Genomic DNA, 20,314 nt, shown 5'->3' on the forward strand with positions numbered 1-20,314 from the left:
CAGGGAGATATGAACATGACAAAAGCGAATTCAATACAGGATATTTATCCGCTGTCTTATATGCAGGAAGGAATGCTTTTTCATTCCCTCCTGCAAAAAGATTCACGGGCATATGTTGAACAAGCCTCTTTTACAATAGAGGGAGAAGTCAATTTGCAGTTTTTCCAAGAGAGCATCAATGCTTTAGTAGCAAGACATGACATTTTCAGAACGATTTTCATCAGCCAAAATGTCTCTTCACCTCAGCAGGTTGTCCTGAGGGAACGGACTGTCAGTGTACTGGAGGAGGACATTGCTCATTTAGATGAAGCGGGCCAATCTGCTTTTGTCGAACAAATAAAAGAAAAGGACCGCGCCAAAGGGTTTCATCTGCAAAAAGATATGCTCATGCGCATCACACTTATTCGAACAGGAAAGCGGCAATATACTTGTATTTGGACCTTTCATCACATCATGATGGACGGCTGGTGCCTCGGCATTGTACTAAAAGAATTCCTTCAGATTTATGCATCAAAAATAAAAGGGGCTCCATTATCATTGGAGCCCGTTCAGCCATACGGAACTTATATCAATTGGCTGATGGAGCAAGACAAAGAGAAAGCTGTTTCCTATTGGGACAATTATCTTTCCGGCATTGAGCAGCAAACCTTGCTCCCGAAGCAGAAAAAAACAAAGAGCACAAGCAGGCAGGAGCAAATTACATTTTCATTTTCAAAAGAAGACAGCAGCAGGCTGTCAGAGCTTGCCGTAAGAGAAGAAGTCACACTCAGTACAATTTTCCATACCCTATGGGGAATTCTTCTTCAAAAATATAACAATAGTGATGACGCGGTATTCGGTTCTGTCATTTCAGGAAGGCCCTCAGATATTGAAGGAATTGAACAAATGGTCGGGCTTTTCATCAACACGATTCCCATACGCCTGCATGGATCAAAAACGCCGTTTTTACAGCTCGTAAAAGACATGCAAAAGGATCGCCTTGCTGCAGAAGCATACAGCTACCATCCTCTATACGAGATACAGTCCCGTTCAGCAGTCAAGCAAGGTTTGATTGATCACATTCTTGTATTCGAAAACTATCCGGTGCAGAAAGAAATAGAAATGCTGAACAGCCAGGAGCACGATTCGGATCTTTTTCAGATTCATAACTTTACAGTAGCGGATGAAACCAATTACAGCTTTTATCTTATGGTGGCGCCAGCGGAAGAAATCCATATAAAAATGAGCTATGATGCAGCACTGCATGACCGATCCTTTGTGCTTTCTGTTAAGGAGCATCTTTTGAACACTGTTTCCCAAATCTTAGATCATCCGCATCTCTCACCCGAAGACATCGATATCACAACAGACACTGAAAAGCTGCAGCTGATTGGGGAAATCAAAGATCACAAACCAGTTTATGAAACCATCCATGCCATGTTTGAAAAACAGGCAGAAAGGACGCCTGGCGCGCGGGCTGTGATTGATCAAGCGCATTCTCTGACCTATAAAGAATTGAACGAATCCGCCAACAGATTGGCACGGCATTTGCGGAAAAAAGGCGTTATGAGGCAGGAACCTGTCGCAATCATGATGGAACGCTCAACTGAGTTCATTACAGGTATTCTCGGTATATTGAAGGCTGGAGGCGCCATTGTTCCAATCGATCCCCATTATCCGTCTGACAGAATAAATTATATTCTAAATGACTGCGGCTGCTCTCATGTCGTTTCACAAGCGCATTTTGCACCTTTGCTTGAGACTGGCCTGAATGTTACCTATATAGAAGATATTCAAATCGAAGACGGCAGCTGCTTACATTCAGTGAATAGTGCGGACGACCTGCTCTATATGATTTACACATCAGGTACAACGGGAAAACCAAAAGGCGTTCAATTTGAACATCGAAATATGGCTAACTTGCTGCAGTTCGAATTCACTCGCTCTGGCATTGACTTTGAAAATGATGTTTTGCAATTTGCAACTCCTGCTTTTGACGTCTGCTATCAAGAAATATTTTCAACATTGCTGGGAGGCGGCACACTTCATATCGTGCCTGAAGCTATAAAAAGAGACGTGCCTCAGCTGTTTGCATTTATAAAAGAGCATCAGACGACTATTGTGTTTCTCCCAACAGCTTTTATCAAAATGATTTTCAGCGAACAGGAATTTGCGAACGTGTTTCCTCATGATGTAAAACACCTGATTACAGCCGGTGAGCAATTAATCGTTTCCAGTCTTCTCCAAGATGTTTTGCGTCAGCGCAGTATGTACTTGCACAATCATTATGGACCTTCAGAAACTCATGTAGTGTCGGCATATACCATATATCCGGGTGACCAAATTCCGGAGTTTCCTCCGATCGGAAAACCGATTGATTGTACTGATATGTATATTTTAAATCGCCAAAAACAGCTACAGCCTCGGGGGGTATCAGGAGAACTTTATATTTCCGGTTCAAGTGTAGCCAGGGGTTATATCAATAACGATAAACTGACGCGAGAGAAATTTTTACCCGATCCCTTCAGGTCCGGAGCGGTCATGTACCGAACGGGAGATGTAGCGAGAATTCGTGAAGACGGCAGCTTTGAATATATCGGTCGAGCCGACGATCAAGTGAAAATCAGAGGTTATCGAATCGAGCCGCAAGAAATAGAAATCGCGTTAATGAATCATCCAGAGGTCAAAGAAGCTGCTATTCTTATCCGGCAAAATCAAAGTGAAGAGCATGAGTTATGCGCTTATTATTGCAGTATGCACAGGCTGGATGCCTCGGCTTTGCGACAATATCTGGCAAATGAGCTCCCAGAATATATGATTCCGCCCAAATGGGTCTGGGTTGACAGCATTCCTTTGACGCCGAACGGAAAAGTCGATCAATCAGCTCTTCCAGAACCGGAAGCTTCAATCAGCAGTAATACATACGCTGCTCCGCGGAACCTGTTAGAGGTAAAGCTTTCGCAGCTGTTTGAAGATGTGCTGAAGGAAGCCCCGATCGGCATTCACGACAACTTTTTTGACCGCGGCGGACACTCGTTAAAAGCAACGGTGCTTGTGTCGCGAATCGCCAAGGAATTTCATGTTCAAGTCCCGCTGAAGGACGTATTTGCCCATCCGACAGTGGAAGGATTGGCTCTCATTATTCGACATGCAGAGGAAAATCCCTATGCGTCGGTTGCACAGGCAAAAGAACAACCGACGTACCCAGTATCATCAGCTCAAAAGCGGATGTACGTGCTCCAGCATCTAGATAATGGCGGTGTCGGCTACAACATGCCGGCAGTTTTAGAACTGGAAGGGAAGCTTGATCGCGAAAAACTGGCTGCTGTATTCAAGGAACTGATCAGCCGGCATGAGCCGCTTCGAACGTCCTTTGTGCCGGGAGAAGATGCCGAGCCCGTACAGCGTATTCACAGTGAGGTTCCGTTTACGTTAAGTGAAGAAGCCTCTGCTGCAGGATTTGTCCGTCCATTTGACCTCAGTCAAGCGCCGTTATTCAGAGCTGGCCTTGTGAAACTGGCGAACGAGAAGCATTTGCTGCTGGTGGACATGCATCATATCATTTCCGATGGTGTATCCGTTCAGCTTTTAATCCGCGAATTCACTGAGCGCTATGCAAATCGGGCGCTTAAGCCGTTACGAATCCAATATAAAGATTACGCCGTTTGGCAGCAGGAATTTCAAAAGGGAGACACATACAAAAAGCAGGAGACTTACTGGCTGAGACAGTTTAGCGGTGAGCTGCCAGTGCTCGAGCTCCCAACAGACAAGCGCCGACCGGCAGAACGGAATTTCTCAGGCGGCAAAGTTTTATTTCAAATGAATGAAGACATCACGTCCCGGCTGAAGCAGCTAGCCCGCAAAAATGGGAGCACGCTGTACATGACGCTACTCGCATTGTATTCAGCTTTTTTGTCGCGGTTAAGCGGTCAGGAAGACATCGTGATCGGTTCGCCTATTGCCGGACGCCCGCATGCCGATCTTGAAGCGGTCCTTGGCATGTTCGTCAATACATTAGCGCTCCGGACGCACCCAGCCGGCAATAAGACATTTACGGATTTTCTGAAGGAAGTCAAGCAGACTGCACTGGAAGCCTATGAGCATCAGGATTATCCGTTTGAAGAGCTGGTTGATCAACTCGGTGTGCAGAGGGAAATGAGCCGGAATCCGCTGTTTGATACAACACTTGTGCTGCAAAATATGGAAAAGCAAACGCTGAAAATGAATGATTTGCTGCTTAGATGGAACGATTTGCAGCATCCGATATCTAAGTTCGATATTTCCCTGTATGTCACGGAGCATGAAGCTGAGCTGTACTGTCAGTTTGAATACAGTACCGCTTTGTTTGAAAAAGATACCGTTCAAAGGTGGGCCGACCTTTTTACGACACTTGTGGAAAACACAGTTTCCAGTCCTGACATGGAATTGGACGATATCCCGATCCTGACTTTAGAAGAAGAAAGGTCTTTCATTGACTCATGCCAGCCGCTTGAAGAGACAGGCTATCCGTTGAAACAGACCCTGTACCATGCACTCGAACAGCAAGCGGCAAAAACACCTGACCAACCGGCCGTGATCGTTGAAGACAGAGAGATAACCTACAAGGAATTGAACGAACAGACTAACCGTGTAGCCTGGGAGCTGATCGACCGGGGAGTAAAAGCCGAAACGACTGTTGCCATTATGGGAAGGCGTTCCTCTGAAATGCTGATCGGGATTTATGCGATTCTAAAAGCAGGCGGCGCTTATCTTCCTATTGACCCGGATTATCCAGAGGAACGGATCCGTTTTTTGCTGAAGGACAGCGATTCTGGCATTCTCCTTATTCAATCTGACAATCTAGACATTCCGGCTTTTGATGGAGAAATCGTTCATCTCAGTCAATTAAACAGCGGGCTGAAACGTCGTCTGTCCAATCCAAATGTTGAAGTCTATCCGGATTCTTTAGCCTATATGATTTATACATCCGGCTCTACTGGAAGACCTAAGGGTGTACAGGTTGAGCATCAATCTGCAGTGAATTTTTTAAATTCCCTTCAGTTCCGCTATCCTTTGAACCAATCGGACGTCATTTTGCATAAAACGTCGTATTCCTTCGATGCTTCAATATGGGAGCTGTTTTGGTGGCCGTACGCCGGCGCCTCTGTTTATCTGCTTCCTCAAGGAGGCGAAAAAGAACCGGACATGATATTGAAGGTCATAGAAGAACAGCAGATTACAGCGATGCATTTTGTGCCTTCTATGCTTCATGCGTTTTTAGAATATCTAAAAAATGGCCCTGTACCGATCAAAACGAACAGGCTGAAGAGGGTGTTTTCTGGAGGCGAACAGCTGGGGGCACACCTTGTCTCTCGGTTCTGTGAATTGCTGCCAGGTGTTACATTAACCAATTCCTATGGGCCTACCGAAGCTACTGTAGAAGCGGCATACTTTGATTGCCCGCTGGATGAAAAACTTGACCGCATTCCCATTGGCAAACCTATTCATCATGTCAGATTGTATATTCTGAACCAGAAGCAGAGGATGCTGCCTGCTGGATGTATCGGAGAATTGTACATCGCCGGAGCCGGCGTCGCCAGAGGCTACTTGAATCGTCCGCAATTAACAGAAGAACGTTTTCTTGATGATCCATTTTATCCGGGTGAACGCATGTACAAAACGGGTGATTTGGCGCGCTGGCTCCCAGACGGACAGGTTGAATTCCTCGGCCGTCTGGATGACCAGGTGAAAATCCGCGGCTACCGGATTGAGCCGGGAGAAATCGAAGCGGCGCTCAGAAGCATAGAAGGCGTGCGGGAAGCGGCTGTGACTGTTCGTACAGAAAGCGGCGAGGCGGAATTATGTGCGTATGCGGAAGGGCTCGGCAGAAATGAAGTGCGCAAGCAGCTTGATACTTTGCTTCCGGGCTACATGATCCCTGCTCATATCATTGAGATGGAACAATGGCCGGTTACCCCGAGCGGAAAGCTCGACCGAAAAGCGCTGCCTGCTCCTGACGGAGCGGCAGATCGGGAAACCTACACAGCGCCAAGAAATCTGACAGAGATGAAGCTTTCCCAGCTGTGGGAGGAAGTGCTGAAAAGCGGACCTGTCGGCATTCACGACAACTTTTTTGACCGGGGCGGCCATTCCTTAAAAGCCACCGCGCTTGTCTCCCGGATCGCTAAGGAATTCGGCGTCCAGGTGCCGCTGAAGGATGTGTTTGCCCATCCGACGGTAGAAGGTTTGGCTTCTGTCATCAGCGAAGGAACGGAAAGTCCGTATGAAGCCATGAAGCCGGCTGAAAAACGCGAGACCTACCCGGTTTCCTCCGCCCAAAAGCGGATGTATGTGCTCCAGCAGCTGGAGGATGGAGGCACAGGCTACAATATGCCGGCAGTCTTGGAGCTGGAAGGAAAGCTGGATCTTACAAGAATGGATGCTGTATTCAAAAAGCTGATCAAACGCCACGAGTCACTGCGGACGTCCTTTACAACGGACACAGACGGCGAGCCGGTTCAGCGCATCCATGACGAAGTGACGTTTACATTCCACACCTCTGTGCTCGGCGGACAAACTGAACAGGAAGCCGCGGCAGCGTTTATCCAGCCGTTTGACCTCAGCCAAGCTCCGCTGTTTCGAGCGGGAATCGTCAAGGTATCAGACGGACGGCATCTATTACTGGTCGATATGCATCACATTATTTCAGACGGTGTGTCAGTCAATACGCTCATTCGCGAATTCGGGGAGCTGTACGCCAATCAAGAGCTACCTGCGCTTCACATTCAATATAAAGACTATGCCGTATGGCAGGAGGCCTTTAAAAAAGGAGACACGTACAAGACGCAGGAGGCGTACTGGCTGAAGCAGCTCGAAGGCGAGCTGCCCGTACTGGACCTGCCGGCTGATTACGCCCGGCCGCCAGTGCGAAGCTTCGCGGGTGATCAAGTCTCATTTACGCTCGATCAAGAACTCACAGCCGGGCTTCACAAGCTCGCACGGGAGAACGGAAGCACCCTGTACATGGTGCTTCTGGCAGCTTACACAGCGTTATTGGCGCGCTTAAGCGGACAGGAAGACATCATCGTCGGGTCACCAATTGCCGGACGTCCTCACAAAGATCTTGAGCCGATACTTGGAATGTTCGTCAACACCCTGGCGCTTCGGACACGCCCGGAGGGCGGGAAGCCGTTTGCGCAATTTTTGCAGGAAGTGCGTGAGACTGCATTGGAAGCTTATGAACATCAGGATTATCCGTTCGAAGAGCTTGTCGATAAGCTCGGCGTGACAAGGGATATGAGCCGAAATCCAGTGTTTGATGCGATGTTAGTCGTTCAAAATACAGAGCAACAGACTTTGGAGCTGGATGACATACAACTTCAGCCGACCGGCGTTTCTCATCATGTTTCTAAGTTTGATATCACATTGCAGGCTTCTGAGGGTGACGAGCAAATTCATTTGCAATTTGAATATTCAACTTCGCTTTTTCAAAAAGCAACGATAAAACAATGGACATATCATCTGACAAATTTGCTGAGCCATATCGTCAAAAATCCGAACACACTTCTTAACAATATCGACATTCTGACTCATGAAGAGCGAAACAAACTGTTGAATGAGTTTAACAGCGGGCAAGAAAATGAACATAAAGTGCAAACAATCGATCAGCTGTTTGAAACACAAGCAGTGCTGACTCCGAATGCTCCTGCACTCGTCAGCAGAGAAAACACGCTCACCTATCAGGAACTGGACGAATGGTCCAATGGCATAGCATGGGCCCTGCGAGACCGCGGGGTTAAACCGGACACACCAGTCGGCATTATGATGCATCGTTCATTCAGCATGATTGCAGCCATTCTGGGCGTTTGGAAAGCCGGCGGCTGTTATGTCCCGATTGATCCGGAATACCCGGCGGAACGGAAACGCTATATACTCGGCGACAGCCGAACCAAACTGCTCATCACTTTACCTGCTGCGGACCAAGAAGCACTTGAAGATTTTGAAGGTGAGATATTCGCCATAGAGAACGCGGAGACATACGACGGATCACCGCTTCCTCAAGTGTCACGCCCTCAGCATTTGGCTTATATCATTTACACTTCAGGAACGACAGGCCAGCCAAAAGGCGTGATGGTCGAGCATAAAGGAATAGCCAACACCCTGCAGTGGCGGCGAAATGCTTATGCTTTGAATGAGACAGACACAGTCCTTCAGCTCTTTTCTTTTTCGTTTGACGGCTTTTTAACAAGTATGTTCACACCGCTTTTGTCAGGTGCAAAGACAGTGCTGCCTGATGAAAACGAAGCGAAAGATATTTTGTCCATTAAGCATGATCTATCTCATCATCGGATTACACATATGATTATCGTCCCTGTTTTATATCGGGCACTTTTGGACGTCATACAGCCGGAAGATGCGAAGACGCTTAGAGTAGTCACGCTTGCAGGAGAAGCAGCTGACCGGGAATTGATAGACCGCAGCATGGCAATATGCCCGAATACAGAGCTAGCAAATGAATATGGGCCGACAGAAAACAGTGTGGCAACCACAGCCATGAGACATATGGAACGGCAGAAAAACGTATGCATCGGCCGGCCGATCGACAATACTGAAGTGCTGATTTTAAACGGGGATCAGCTTCAGCCAATCGGCGTTGCCGGCGAGCTTTGCATAGCAGGAACAGGGCTTGCGAGAGGGTACGTCAATCTTCCGGAACTGACAGCAAAAACGTTCGTTCAGCACCCATTCCAGCCCGAAAAACGCATGTACCGAACAGGTGACGCAGCCAGATGGATGGCAGACGGTACAATCGAATACTTAGGACGAATGGACGATCAAGTCAAAATCAGAGGCCACCGTGTAGAAACGAAAGAAATTGAATCGGTTATCCGCCGTATAAATGGAGTCAAAGAGGCTGTTGTCCTTGCTCGCGAAACAGCGTCTGCTCAAACCGAATTATGTGCTTACATTGTGGCAGAGCAAGACTTTAATACAGAAATGCTGCGTGCCGAATTAAAAAAACAGCTGCCTTTGTATATGATGCCGGCGTTTATTCAAACGCTGGACTCGCTTCCTTTGTCACCAAATGGCAAGCTGGATCGCCGGGCACTTCCAGAACCGGCATTGAATCAAGTACGTACATTTCATGCACCGAACAGCGAGATGGAACAAAAACTGGCAGATATATGGGGTGAAGTGCTCGGTGCAGAGAAAATCGGAATTGATGATTCGTTCTTTGAGCTCGGAGGAGATTCCATTAAAGCGTTACAGGTGTCAGCACGGCTTCATCGAATCGGGAAACAAATGTCGGTTAAAGATTTATTCAGTCATCCGACAATTAAAGAACTGGCAGCATATATCCGTGATTCCGATACTAGTGCCAGCCAAGCTCCGGTTGAGGGAGAAGTACAGTGGTCACCTGTTCAGAAATGGTTCCTTTCTCAAGATATAAAAGAGAAACACCATTTTAATCAATCTGTTATGCTGCATCGGAGTACCTCCATTCAAGAAGACGCGCTGCGCAAAACGTTAAAAGCCATCACCATCCACCACGATGCGCTGCGAATGGTGTTCACACAGTCTGAGCAAGGCAAATGGGTTCAATATAATCGGCCGGTCAGTCATTCAGATGACGCGCTGTACAGCCTTCAGATCATCAATCTTAAAGGTTCAGAAGTTAATGAATATGAATCTCTGATTAAACATCATGTACGTGACATTCAGCAGAACATAGATTTGGAAAAAGGGCCGCTAATGCAGGCCGGACTTTTCCGTACAGATGACGGAGACTTTTTGTTCCTAACGGCTCATCACTTCATTGTTGACGGCGTCTCATGGCGTGTCCTGCTTGAGGATTTGGCAACCGTATACCGTCAGGCTGTAAACGGAGAAGACATTGATTTGCCGCCTAAAACAAGCTCTTTCAAAGCATATACGGAAAAACTCGCTGACTATGCTGAAAGCCGTCAGCTTATGAAACAGCTCGCATATTGGCGCGAAGCTGAAGAGTATCAAACAGAAGCACTGCCGTTTGATCAAATGGACGCTCAAACGGCAAATGAGAGAAAACGGGATACGGTTTCATTCTCTCTAAATACAAAAGAGACGGATGCGCTTTTAAAAAGCGTCAACAGCACATATAACACAGATACGCAAGATATGCTGCTGGCTTCCGTGATTCTAGCTTTGCGGGATTGGACAAAACAATCCGCCGTCAAATTGTCATTAGAAAGCCACGGACGCGAGGATGTGTTAGACGGCATAGATGTCAGCCGCACGGTTGGATGGTTTACCGCCATTTATCCATTATTCGTCAAACTAGATTCAGACTTGACCGACAAGGATCAAGAAGAATACTTGGTTCATGTGTTAAAAACAACAAAAGATACACTGAGACGTGTTCCGGACAAAGGATTCGGCTACGGTGTACTCAAATATTTGACCCCGCCTGAGAAAACTGACGTCGATTTCACCGGCACGGCGGACATCAGCTTCAACTATCTGGGTCAATTTGAAAACAGCCGTACAACTGAAGCGCCTGATGAAAACACCTTCTCGTTTTCTCCGCTCGGGACCGGAGAAGATATCAGCACTTCTTGGAACCGTGAGCAAACGCTTGACATCAGTGCGATGGCAGCAGAAGGAAAAATGACAGTCAACATGACGTATGAAACATCCCGTTTCCAGCATAAAACAATCGCACAGCTTTGTGAGAATTGCCATCACTACTTACTGAAGCTGATTGATCACTGTCTGAACAAAACAGAAACAGAAAAAACCATCAGCGATTTTGATGATCATGAACTGACCGAGGATGCGCTCCAAGAAATCGCTGATATGCTCAGTTTTCACTAATGAAACCGTATAGAAAGGTGCAGGCGATATGGTTAAAACCAAAAAAATCAAGAATATTTATCCTCTGAGTCATATGCAGGAGGGAATGCTGTTTCATTCCTTCCTCCATAAAGAGGAGGGAGCTTATGTTGAGCAGTCGCTCTTTACGATAAAAGGAAGCCTTAGCTATGAGATGTTTCAGCGCAGTATTCAAGCCATCATCGACCGCCATGATATTTTCAGAACTGTATTTCTGCCGCACGTCCCTAATCTATCGGGGCCTCGGCAGGTCGTGATGACAGAACGGAAATTCCATTTGCACACTGAGGACATTTCCAGCCTGCAAACGAATGAGCAGAATGATTATATTGAACAGTTTAAGGAGAAAGATAAGAAAAAAGGGTTTGATTTGCAAAAAGACATGCTGATGCGGATTTCTCTGCTCAAAACAGCGGAAAATGAGCATGTCTGTGTCTGGAGCCATCATCACATCTTAATGGACGGCTGGTGTCTCGGAATCATTCTGCAGGAATTTATGCAAATCTATCAATCTATCCAAACAGGAAATCACCTTGCTTTGGAGCCTGTTCGTCCCTACAGCACCTATATTTCTTGGCTGACAAAACAAGACAAAGAAACGGCAGCAGACTACTGGCGTGCTTATCTGAAAAACTACAGCACCCCCTCACAGCTGCCTCGGGTGACGGACAGAGAAGCAAAAGAAGGGTATTACCGTGAAGAATTAATTTTCACTCTAAATCAAAAGCTGACGGACAAGCTAAAAGAGACCGCCAAACAAACAGGCGTCACGCTTGCCACCTTTATTCAAACGGTCTGGGGTGTCATGCTCCAGCGCTACAACCGAACGGACGATGTCGTTTTTGGCGCGGTCGTTTCAGGCAGACCATCTGAAATTCCGGGTGTTGAGTCAATGATCGGATTGTTTATCAATACAGTTCCGGTTCGTGTTAAAACAGGCAAAGAAGAAACGTTTGCAGAACTGCTCAGCCGTTGTCAACAAGATATGCTGGACGCTGAGCCGTTTACCTGCCATCCTTTATTCGATATTCAGGCAAACACCGCCTTAAAACAGGAACTGATTGACCACATTATTGTCTTTGAAAATTATCCGTTACAGCAAAAAATGGCTGACTCAGCTGATCAGATTGATTCACCTCTGCAAATAGACAATGTGAAAGTATCTGAACAGTCAGGATACAATTTCAACCTTGTCGTTGCTCCCGGTGATGAACTCGTCATCAAGTTCAGCTATAATGCGCACGTGTATGATGCTGCCTGGATGACCTGCATCCAAAGACAGCTGACACAAGCGTTACAAGCCGCTGCAGATCACCCTGACATTCCCGTTGCAGACTTTTCCTTTCTTGATCCGAAAGAAAAAGAGCAGATTTTAACACAATGTAATGACACTTCGACGGCGTATCCGAAAAACAAATCAGTAATAGATATATTCCGCGAACAGGCAGTAAAAACACCAGATCAAACAGCTCTAGTTTACGGAAATAGGTCCATTTCGTATCGTGAACTCGATCAAAAATCGGATGCACTGGCCAGAACATTGTATGAAAACGGGCTGCGCCGGAACGGAACAGCCGGTATTTTGGCTGGTCATTCTCCTGAATTCATCATTAGTGTACTGGCTGTTTTAAAAGCAGGGGGGACATACCTTCCTCTTGACGCGGAGCTTCCGCCTGAACGGATCAGCTATATGCTCGACGAAACAAAAGCCGCTATGCTGATTGTTCAAAAAGGACTGGAGCCAAACACAGCGTTTGCTGGAACCTTCATTTCTGCAGATGCAGAGGCGATGATTGAAGAACATACGAAACCTTTGGAAATCGTCACTGGCCCGGATGATCTCGCGTACATCATGTATACTTCCGGTTCGACAGGCCGGCCTAAAGGCGTCATGATTACCAATCGCAATGTCGTGTCCCTTGTTTGCAACAGCAATTACACATCAGCTTCTGTAAATGACCGGTTTATCCTGACAGGGTCCATCAGCTTTGACGCCGTCACCTTTGAAATGTTTGGAGCGCTTTTAAAAGGAGCAACTCTGCATATCATTGATAAATCAACAATGCTGACACCAGATCGTTTTGGCGCGTATTTAATTGAAAACAACATCACTGTGCTGTTTTTGACAACCGCTCTTTTTAATCAGCTGGCACAAGCTCAAGCTGACATGTTTCACAGGCTTCATACGCTATATGTCGGGGGCGAAGCGCTGTCGCCTGAGCTTATAAATGCTGTCAGGCGCGCGTGTCCGAACCTTTCGCTTTATAATATCTATGGACCGACAGAAAACACGACGTTCTCAACCTTTTTTGAGATTAAAAGAGACTATGCCACTCCTATCCCGATCGGGAAACCGATCAGCAATTGTACCGCTTTCATTTTAGATGCAAAAGGATGTCTCTTGCCAATAGGCGTTCCCGGAGAGCTATGTGTCGGCGGTGACGGGGTGGCAAAAGGCTATTTAAACAGAGATGATGTAACAGCTGCCGTTTTTTCTCCTGATCCTTTCATACCTGGAGAAAGAATATACCGTACCGGTGATTTGGCGCGGTGGCTGCCTGATGGGAACCTAGAATATATCAGCCGGATTGACAGACAGATTAAAATTCGCGGAAAACGGATTGAGCCCGCTGAAATTGAAGCGCGGCTGTTAGAAATCGAAGGGGTCCGTGAAGCGGCAGTTACATTGCTGGAAACAGATGGAGAGGCGCAGCTATACACGCATTATGTTAGTGATGAAAGCAGAAACGAAAAGGAAATTCGCGCTGCATTGGCACGAGTGCTTCCTGACTACATGATTCCGCAGCGCTGGGTTCGGGTTGACCGTATGCCGCTTACCGGAAACGGAAAAATCAATCGCAGCGCACTCCCTGTTCCAGAAAACGAGTCTGAAAATCGTCAGGACCTCACACCGCCCAGAAACTGGGTCGAACAGGAATTGGCGCAAATTTGGAAAAGCGTACTCGGCGTCAAAACGATCGGAATACATGATGATTTCTTCGCTCTTGGCGGACATTCACTAAAAGCGCTTCAAGTGATACACATGCTTAAACATCATCAGCATATTGATATACCGATTGATGTCTTATTCGAAAATCCGACGATCGCCCAGCTTGCGGAAAAGCTTTATTCTAATCAGCTGTCAGCGGCCGGCGAACAGCATGTGATCCAACTGAACCAGCAAGGCGGAAAAAACCTGTTCTGCTTCCCGCCGATTTCAGGCTTCGGGATTTATTTTAAAGACCTGGCATTGCAGCTGAATCACAAAGCAGCCGTGTATGGCTTTCATTTTATTGAGGAAGACAGCCGCATCGAACAATATGTCAGCCGCATTACCGAAATACAGCCAGAAGGGCCGTACGTTCTATTAGGCTACTCCGCGGGCGGAAACTTGGCTTTTGAGGTCGTACAGGCTATGGAGCAGAAAGGATTAGAAGTCAGTGACTTCATTATCGTAGACGCCTACAAAAAGGATCAGTCTATAACAGCAGATACCGAAAACGACGACTCAGCCGCATACCTGCCGGAAGCAGTCAGAGAAACAGTGATGCAGAAAAAAAGGTGTTATCAGGAATATTGGGCTCAGTTAATAAATGAAGGCCGCATCAAATCAAACATTCATTTCATTGAAGCTGGCATTCAAACCGAAACGAGCGGGGCTATGGTATTACAGAAATGGCAAGACGCCGCTGAGGAAGGCTATGCCGAATACACCGGGTACGGCGCACACAAAGACATGTTGGAAGGTGAATTTGCTGAAAAAAATGCAAATATTATCCTCTATATTTTAGACAAGATCAATTCAGTTCAAAAAGTGCTGCCAAATAAGCATTAAACAAATACTTGCCGGACAGAAGCGTATCTCTGTCCGGTTTTCTTTTTGCAAGAGCGTCGCGCATAAGAATGGATGCAAAAAAGCGGGGAATGATAACATCATCCTTTTTCTTGGAGGCTTGTCATGGAACATCTTTCTTGGCTTACTTTTTTTATGCTGATACTGGCGAGTTACAGGCTGACACACTTAATTGTATTCGACAAAATTACTGAATTCATCCGAAAACCTTTTATGAAAAAGAAAAGAACCGTTGATGCAAACGGGCATGTGAATGAAAAAAACGTGCCGTCCTCAAACTTTGGCTATATGTTAAATTGCTACTGGTGCGCGGGCGTTTGGTGTGCCATCCTGATCGGGCTTGGCTATCTTTTTTTACCCGATATCGCTGTTCCGGTGATTTTCATATTATCGATCGCAGGCGCACAGGCCATTCTTGAATCAGCTGTCGGCGTAGGCGTAAAACTCGTAGACGTGTTAAAAAGTGTCCAAATTCTCATAAATGATAAAAAGTCCTAAAGCAGGGTAAAGAGGCTTCGGGGCTTTTTTACGTTCAGCCGGTTATAAATCCGGTTTCTTCAATCCAATTAAGCACCCTTTTACAGCCCGGGAATACCGTAATAACGAATAGTGAAAGCGATGTAATGGGGGAGAAGAAACAGAATGAAGGGTTGTCAAAAGCCGATTGTACGTATTCTTGTCAGCTTGCTCATCGGAACGTTAATCATATCCGTTCCTTATCTGGCCAAAGCACAAACGGACAGGGAACTGAGAGCCGTATGGATTGCATCCGTACTAAACCTTGATTGGCCGTCAAAAAAAGGCTTATCGATTGAAGCGCAAAAACAGGAGTATCTCAGCCTGCTGGATGACGTTCAGTCAATGGGAATGAATGCCGTCATTGTTCAAATTAAGCCGACGGCCGATGCCTTTTATCCGTCCGCTTACGGGCCTTGGTCTGAATATTTGACTGGTGTTCAAGGAAAAGACCCAGGTTATGATCCGCTTGCTTTTATGATTGAAGAAGCCCATAAACGAAATCTTGAATTTCACGCTTGGGTTAATCCTTACCGTATTACGATGAACCATACAGATCTCAATAAATTGTCTGATGATCACCCGGCAAGAAAGCATCCGGACTGGGTCGTGGCTCACGGAAAGCAGCTTTATTATAATCCCGGCATTCCTGAAGCGAGGGATTTTATCATCGAAGGTATTGAAGAAGTCGTAAAGCATTATGACGTTGATGCCGTTCATATGGATGATTATTTTTACCCTTATAAAATAGCCGGACAGGAATTTCCTGATACCGTACAGTATGAACAATACGGGAAAGACACGTTTCCCGATATTGATGACTGGCGAAGAGATAATGTAAACCAGCTTGTCAGCCAAATCAATCAAACAATCAAAGCTGAAAAACCATATGTCAAATTCGGCATCAGTCCATTCGGTGTATGGAGAAATGCAGAAGACGACCCAACCGGATCGAATACCAAAGCAGGTGTCAGAAATTATGACGACCTTTATGCAGATACGAGACATTGGATCCAGCAAGGCGACATCGACTATATTGCCCCGCAAATTTACTGGAGCATCGGCTTCAACGCAGCCGCTTATGACGTGCTGGCTGATTGGTGGAGCAACGAGGTCAAAAACAGACCCGTTCATTTATACATCGGGCAGGCAGCCTATAAAATCAATAACAATTTTGACCCGCCTTGGTCCGACCCTGAAGAATACGCCAGACAAATCAATCTCAACCGTCAGCTGGAGCTGGTGAAAGGAAGCATGCATTTCAGCCTCAAAGACCTCAATAAAAATCCGCTCGGCATCAAAGACAGACTCATCACCGACCTGTACAGCAAGCCTGCATTGGTACCCGAAATGCCTTGGCTCGACAGCAAAGCACCGAAAAAACCGAAACTGATCAAAGTAACCGCAGACGATAACGGAAACCTCCTGCACATACAAGACCACTCATCAAATCGAAAAACAAAGGAAACAGCCTATTATGCGATATACAGGGCTGAAGGAAAACAGGAGCAAACATTATTGGCCACAGCAAGAAAAACAAACGACAAGCAAACCTTCCTGGATGACACGGCAGAACCAAATAAAACATATACGTATTATGTCACGTCCGCAGACCGACTTCATAACGAAAGCAAGGCCTCGAAAAGAAAAATAAATCAATAGCGCAGAGACGGCTGTTTACTAGCCGTCTTTTTCAACAAATTGCGTTTTTATGAATGAGACAAGAAACGGATTGCCGGTGCTGAATTACTAAGAGAAAATGATTTCTGAGCATTTCGTATAAAAAAGATCGAAGAGGCACACTTGCAACATGTATTTTCAAGCTATGATCATGACGAAGTATTTGAAAACTGCGGCATCCTTCCTAAACATAACATAAAGACAGTACATAAAATGATTAGCCATTTTGATCGAGATGATCAGAAAAAAGCGGGGGATTTATGAGAAGTATCAAGGGACTACAATGACGTTAAAATCAGTTGCCGAACAAGCAAATGTCACGCAAGGAACCGTTTATTATCATTTTCGTACTAAAGAGAGCCTGATGCTGGAGGTGGTTCGTCATGTGTGCGACAGTTCATGGGCAAACGTAAAGAACAATCAGCGTCCGCCAACCGAAAAGCTAAAATCAGCAAAAGCCCCAACGAAGGAAAATGCTTATTATCACCGGTTAATTTTAATGCTGACGTTTTAATTTTCAGACTTCTTTTGTCAGGGAATGATTCCTGAATTCACTTAATAGGATGTTACAAAGATGTGAAGGAGGAAACCAAGTGAATTTTGAGCTGACAAAAGAACAGCAAATGGTTCGTGAAATGGTAAAGGATTTTGCAAAGAGAGAAATTGCTCCTCACGCAGAACATGTAGATCAAACGGGTGAATTTCCGATACAAACGTTTCAAAAAATGGGTGATCTCGGACTGATGGGCATCCCCTTTCCTGAGGAATACGGGGGATCAGGCGGAGATACGATTTCCTATGCCTTAGCTGTTGAAGAAATCGGCAAAGCATGCGGCAGTACAGGATTAAGCTATGCAGCTGCAGTTTCACTCGGTGCAAGCCCTCTATATTACTTCGGGACAGAAGAACAAAAACGGGCGCATTTGATTCCTCTGGCTTCCGGAAAAGCACTCGGATCATTCGGCCTGACAGAACCAAATGCCGGCTCTGATGCAGGAGGCACGCAAACGAAAGCGGTGATAGATGGTGATGAATATGTGATTAACGGCGAAAAATGCTGGATCACAAATGCCAGCTATGCACGTACGATAATTGTGACGGCAGTGACAGGCAAAAATGAGAGCGGAAATAATATCATCTCCGCATTGATTGTTCCGACTGACACACCCGGCCTTACCATAACGAGCCCGTACGATAAAATGGGCGTGCGCGGATCAAATACAGCGGAAATTTTGCTTGAGGATGTCCGTGTCCCCGCAAGTTACCTGCTCGGCGACCCTTCAAAAGGATTTAAACAGTTTCTTCATACCCTGGATGGCGGACGCATTTCAATTGCCGCTCTTGCAGTCGGCATTGCCCAAGCGGCACTTGAAGCCTCCTTAGCCTATGCGAAAGAACGAAAGCAGTTCGGACAGCCGATCTCTTCCTTTCAGGCCATTCAGTTTAAACTTGCCGACATGGCGATGGAAATCGATCTTGCCCGGCAAATGGTATTAAAAGCTGCCTGGCTGAAAGATCATAAGCGCCCGTTTACGAAAGAAGCGGCTTATGCCAAGCTGTTTGCCTCTGAAATGGCAACAAGGGCATGCAACCAAGCGATTCAAATTCACGGCGGTTCCGGCTACATGAGAGAATATGCGGTTGAACGGATGCTGCGGGATGCAAAATTGATGGAAATTGGAGAAGGCACATCAGAAATTCAGCGTATCGTGATCGCCAGACAGCTTCTAAAATAAAATGTAAACGCTTTCTGATCTCGTGAAAGGAGGACCGACACATGTCCGAACTCATCCATTGCACAATCGGCAGGCTGCTGGAACAAACGGCAGCAGCCTATCCTGATCAAGAAGCGGTTGTCTATCCCGAACGGAATCTCCGCTATACGTACGCGCAATTCAACAGGCTGTGCCGCCAAACCGCTAAAGGGCTCATAGGGATGGGAATTAGAAAGGGAGACCACGTGGCCATATGGGCCTCGAATATACCGGAATGGCTTGCTGCTCAATTCGCCACCGCAAAAATCGGGGCCGTGCTCGTTACCGTAAATACAAATTACCAATCCCAAGAGCTTGATTACTTGCTGAGACAATCAGATGCGGATGCACTTATCGTCATGGATTCATATCGCGGCACTTCCTATACTGAGATCTTGAACAGCTTAATTCCCGAGCTGAAGGAAGCAGAGCCCGGGCAGCTGCAATCAGAACGCTATCCGTGTTTAAAAACATTGATTTATATCGGTGAAAAACGTTTACCTGGTATGTATCATTGGGACGATACAGAGATGTTGGCACAAACAGTGTCAGATGCCGAGCTGGAAGCAAGAATGAGCAGCCTTGAAAAAGATGATGTCATTAACATGCAATACACGTCAGGAACGACAGGATTTCCTAAAGGAGTGATGCTGACTCATTTTAATGTCATCAACAACGCCGCAAATATCGCTGAATGTATGAAATTAACCTCATCTGACCGCATGTGCATTCCGGTTCCGTTTTTCCATTGCTTCGGCTGCGTGCTTGGCGTTTTGGCATGTGTGACCGTCGGAGCAGCCATGGTACCTGTTGTAGAATTTGAACCTGCCACAGTCCTTAAAACGGTTGAAAACGAGACATGCACAGCACTGCACGGTGTTCCGACGATGTTTATCGCGGAGCTTCATCTTCAAGATTTTGATTCTTATGATCTGTCCTCGTTGCGAACAGGCATCATGGCAGGATCATCCTGTCCGAGTGAGGTGATGAAAGCTGTCATTGAAAAAATGGGCATGACAGACATCACAATCGCCTACGGACAAACGGAAGCTTCGCCGGTGATCACACAAACAAGAGCTAATGATTCCTTCCAAAGAAGAGTGGAAACAACCGGCCGAGCCTTGCCAGAGGTCGAAGTGAAAATTGTGGAGCCCGGCACGTTTAATGAGGTTCAAAGAGGCGTACAGGGAGAGCTCTGCACCCGCGGCTATCATGTGATGAAGGGCTATTATAAAGACGAAGAAGCTACGCAAAAGGCAATCAACCCAGAAGGATGGCTCTTTACCGGTGATCTCGCTGTGATGGATGCAGACGGATACTGCCGCGTCACCGGGAGATTAAAAGACATGCTCATCAGAGGCGGTGAAAACGTTTATCCGAGAGAAATAGAAGAATTTTTATACCGTCATCCTAATATTTTAGATGTACAGGTAGTTGGTGTGCCTGACGAAAAATACGGGGAGGAGGCAGCTGCCTGGATTAAGCTGAAAGAGGGAAAAACAGCTTCACCCGAAGAGCTGAAAACCTATTGCAAAGGGAAAATCGCCCGCCACAAAATTCCGCGTTATTTCATCTTTACAGACGAGTATCCTATGACGGCCTCAGGCAAAATTCAAAAATACAAGCTTCGTGAAAAAACGATTCAGCTGTTTCACTTACCATCAAGTCAATGAGGGGTGAT

At 46.3% G+C, this 20,314-nt stretch carries 7 protein-coding genes; all 7 read left to right on the forward strand.

Annotated features, from left to right (window positions below):
• Positions 1–15: 15 nt before the first annotated feature.
• The 7 genes from fenA (at position 16) to MTN95_RS00200 (ending at position 20,306) form a co-directional block, all read left to right on the forward strand.
• Positions 16–10,812, forward strand: coding sequence for a non-ribosomal peptide synthetase (gene fenA, locus MTN95_RS00165; RefSeq protein WP_248336528.1), 10,797 nt, complete (start codon positions 16–18; stop codon positions 10,810–10,812).
• 28 nt (positions 10,813–10,840) lie between these two features.
• Entirely contained in the window at positions 10,841–14,665 is a 3,825-nt protein-coding gene (fenB, locus tag MTN95_RS00170) for a non-ribosomal peptide synthetase (protein WP_248336529.1), read from the forward strand.
• A gap of 123 nt (positions 14,666–14,788) precedes the next feature.
• On the forward strand, positions 14,789–15,181 hold the full coding sequence (locus MTN95_RS00175) for a DUF1360 domain-containing protein (protein ID WP_105954382.1): 393 nt from the start codon (positions 14,789–14,791) through the stop codon (positions 15,179–15,181).
• Positions 15,182–15,325: 144 nt separating this feature from the next.
• The gene (locus MTN95_RS00180) at positions 15,326–16,861 is read left to right on the forward strand and encodes a glycoside hydrolase family 10-like protein (RefSeq protein WP_248336530.1); all 1,536 of its coding nucleotides are present in this window, start codon (positions 15,326–15,328) and stop codon (positions 16,859–16,861) included.
• Between the two features lie 301 nt (positions 16,862–17,162).
• Positions 17,163–17,393, forward strand: a complete 231-nt coding sequence (locus tag MTN95_RS00190; protein ID WP_242521252.1) for a TetR/AcrR family transcriptional regulator — start codon at positions 17,163–17,165, stop codon at positions 17,391–17,393.
• Positions 17,394–17,472: 79 nt separating this feature from the next.
• Positions 17,473–18,615: an acyl-CoA dehydrogenase family protein gene (locus MTN95_RS00195; protein ID WP_105954380.1), complete on the forward strand. Its 1,143-nt coding sequence runs from the start codon at positions 17,473–17,475 to the stop codon at positions 18,613–18,615.
• Between the two features lie 41 nt (positions 18,616–18,656).
• On the forward strand, positions 18,657–20,306 hold the full coding sequence (locus tag MTN95_RS00200) for an AMP-binding protein (protein WP_248336531.1): 1,650 nt from the start codon (positions 18,657–18,659) through the stop codon (positions 20,304–20,306).
• The last annotated feature ends 8 nt before the right edge of the window (positions 20,307–20,314 follow it).

It is taken from the genome of Bacillus sp. 2CMS4F, from assembly GCF_023161785.1.
In the GTDB taxonomy this organism is placed as follows: domain Bacteria; phylum Bacillota; class Bacilli; order Bacillales; family Bacillaceae; genus Bacillus; species Bacillus halotolerans.

Bases quoted from the DNA above. Each gene is read 5' to 3' on its own strand.
- fenA (WP_248336528.1), top strand. From the start codon at position 16: ATGACAAAAGCGAATTCAATACAGGATATTTATCCGCTGTCTTATATG.
- fenB (WP_248336529.1), top strand. From the start codon at position 10,841: ATGGTTAAAACCAAAAAAATCAAGAATATTTATCCTCTGAGTCATATG.
- MTN95_RS00175 (WP_105954382.1), top strand. From the start codon at position 14,789: ATGGAACATCTTTCTTGGCTTACTTTTTTTATGCTGATACTGGCGAGT.
- MTN95_RS00180 (WP_248336530.1), top strand. From the start codon at position 15,326: ATGAAGGGTTGTCAAAAGCCGATTGTACGTATTCTTGTCAGCTTGCTC.
- MTN95_RS00190 (WP_242521252.1), top strand. From the start codon at position 17,163: ATGACGTTAAAATCAGTTGCCGAACAAGCAAATGTCACGCAAGGAACC.
- MTN95_RS00200 (WP_248336531.1), top strand. From the start codon at position 18,657: ATGTCCGAACTCATCCATTGCACAATCGGCAGGCTGCTGGAACAAACG.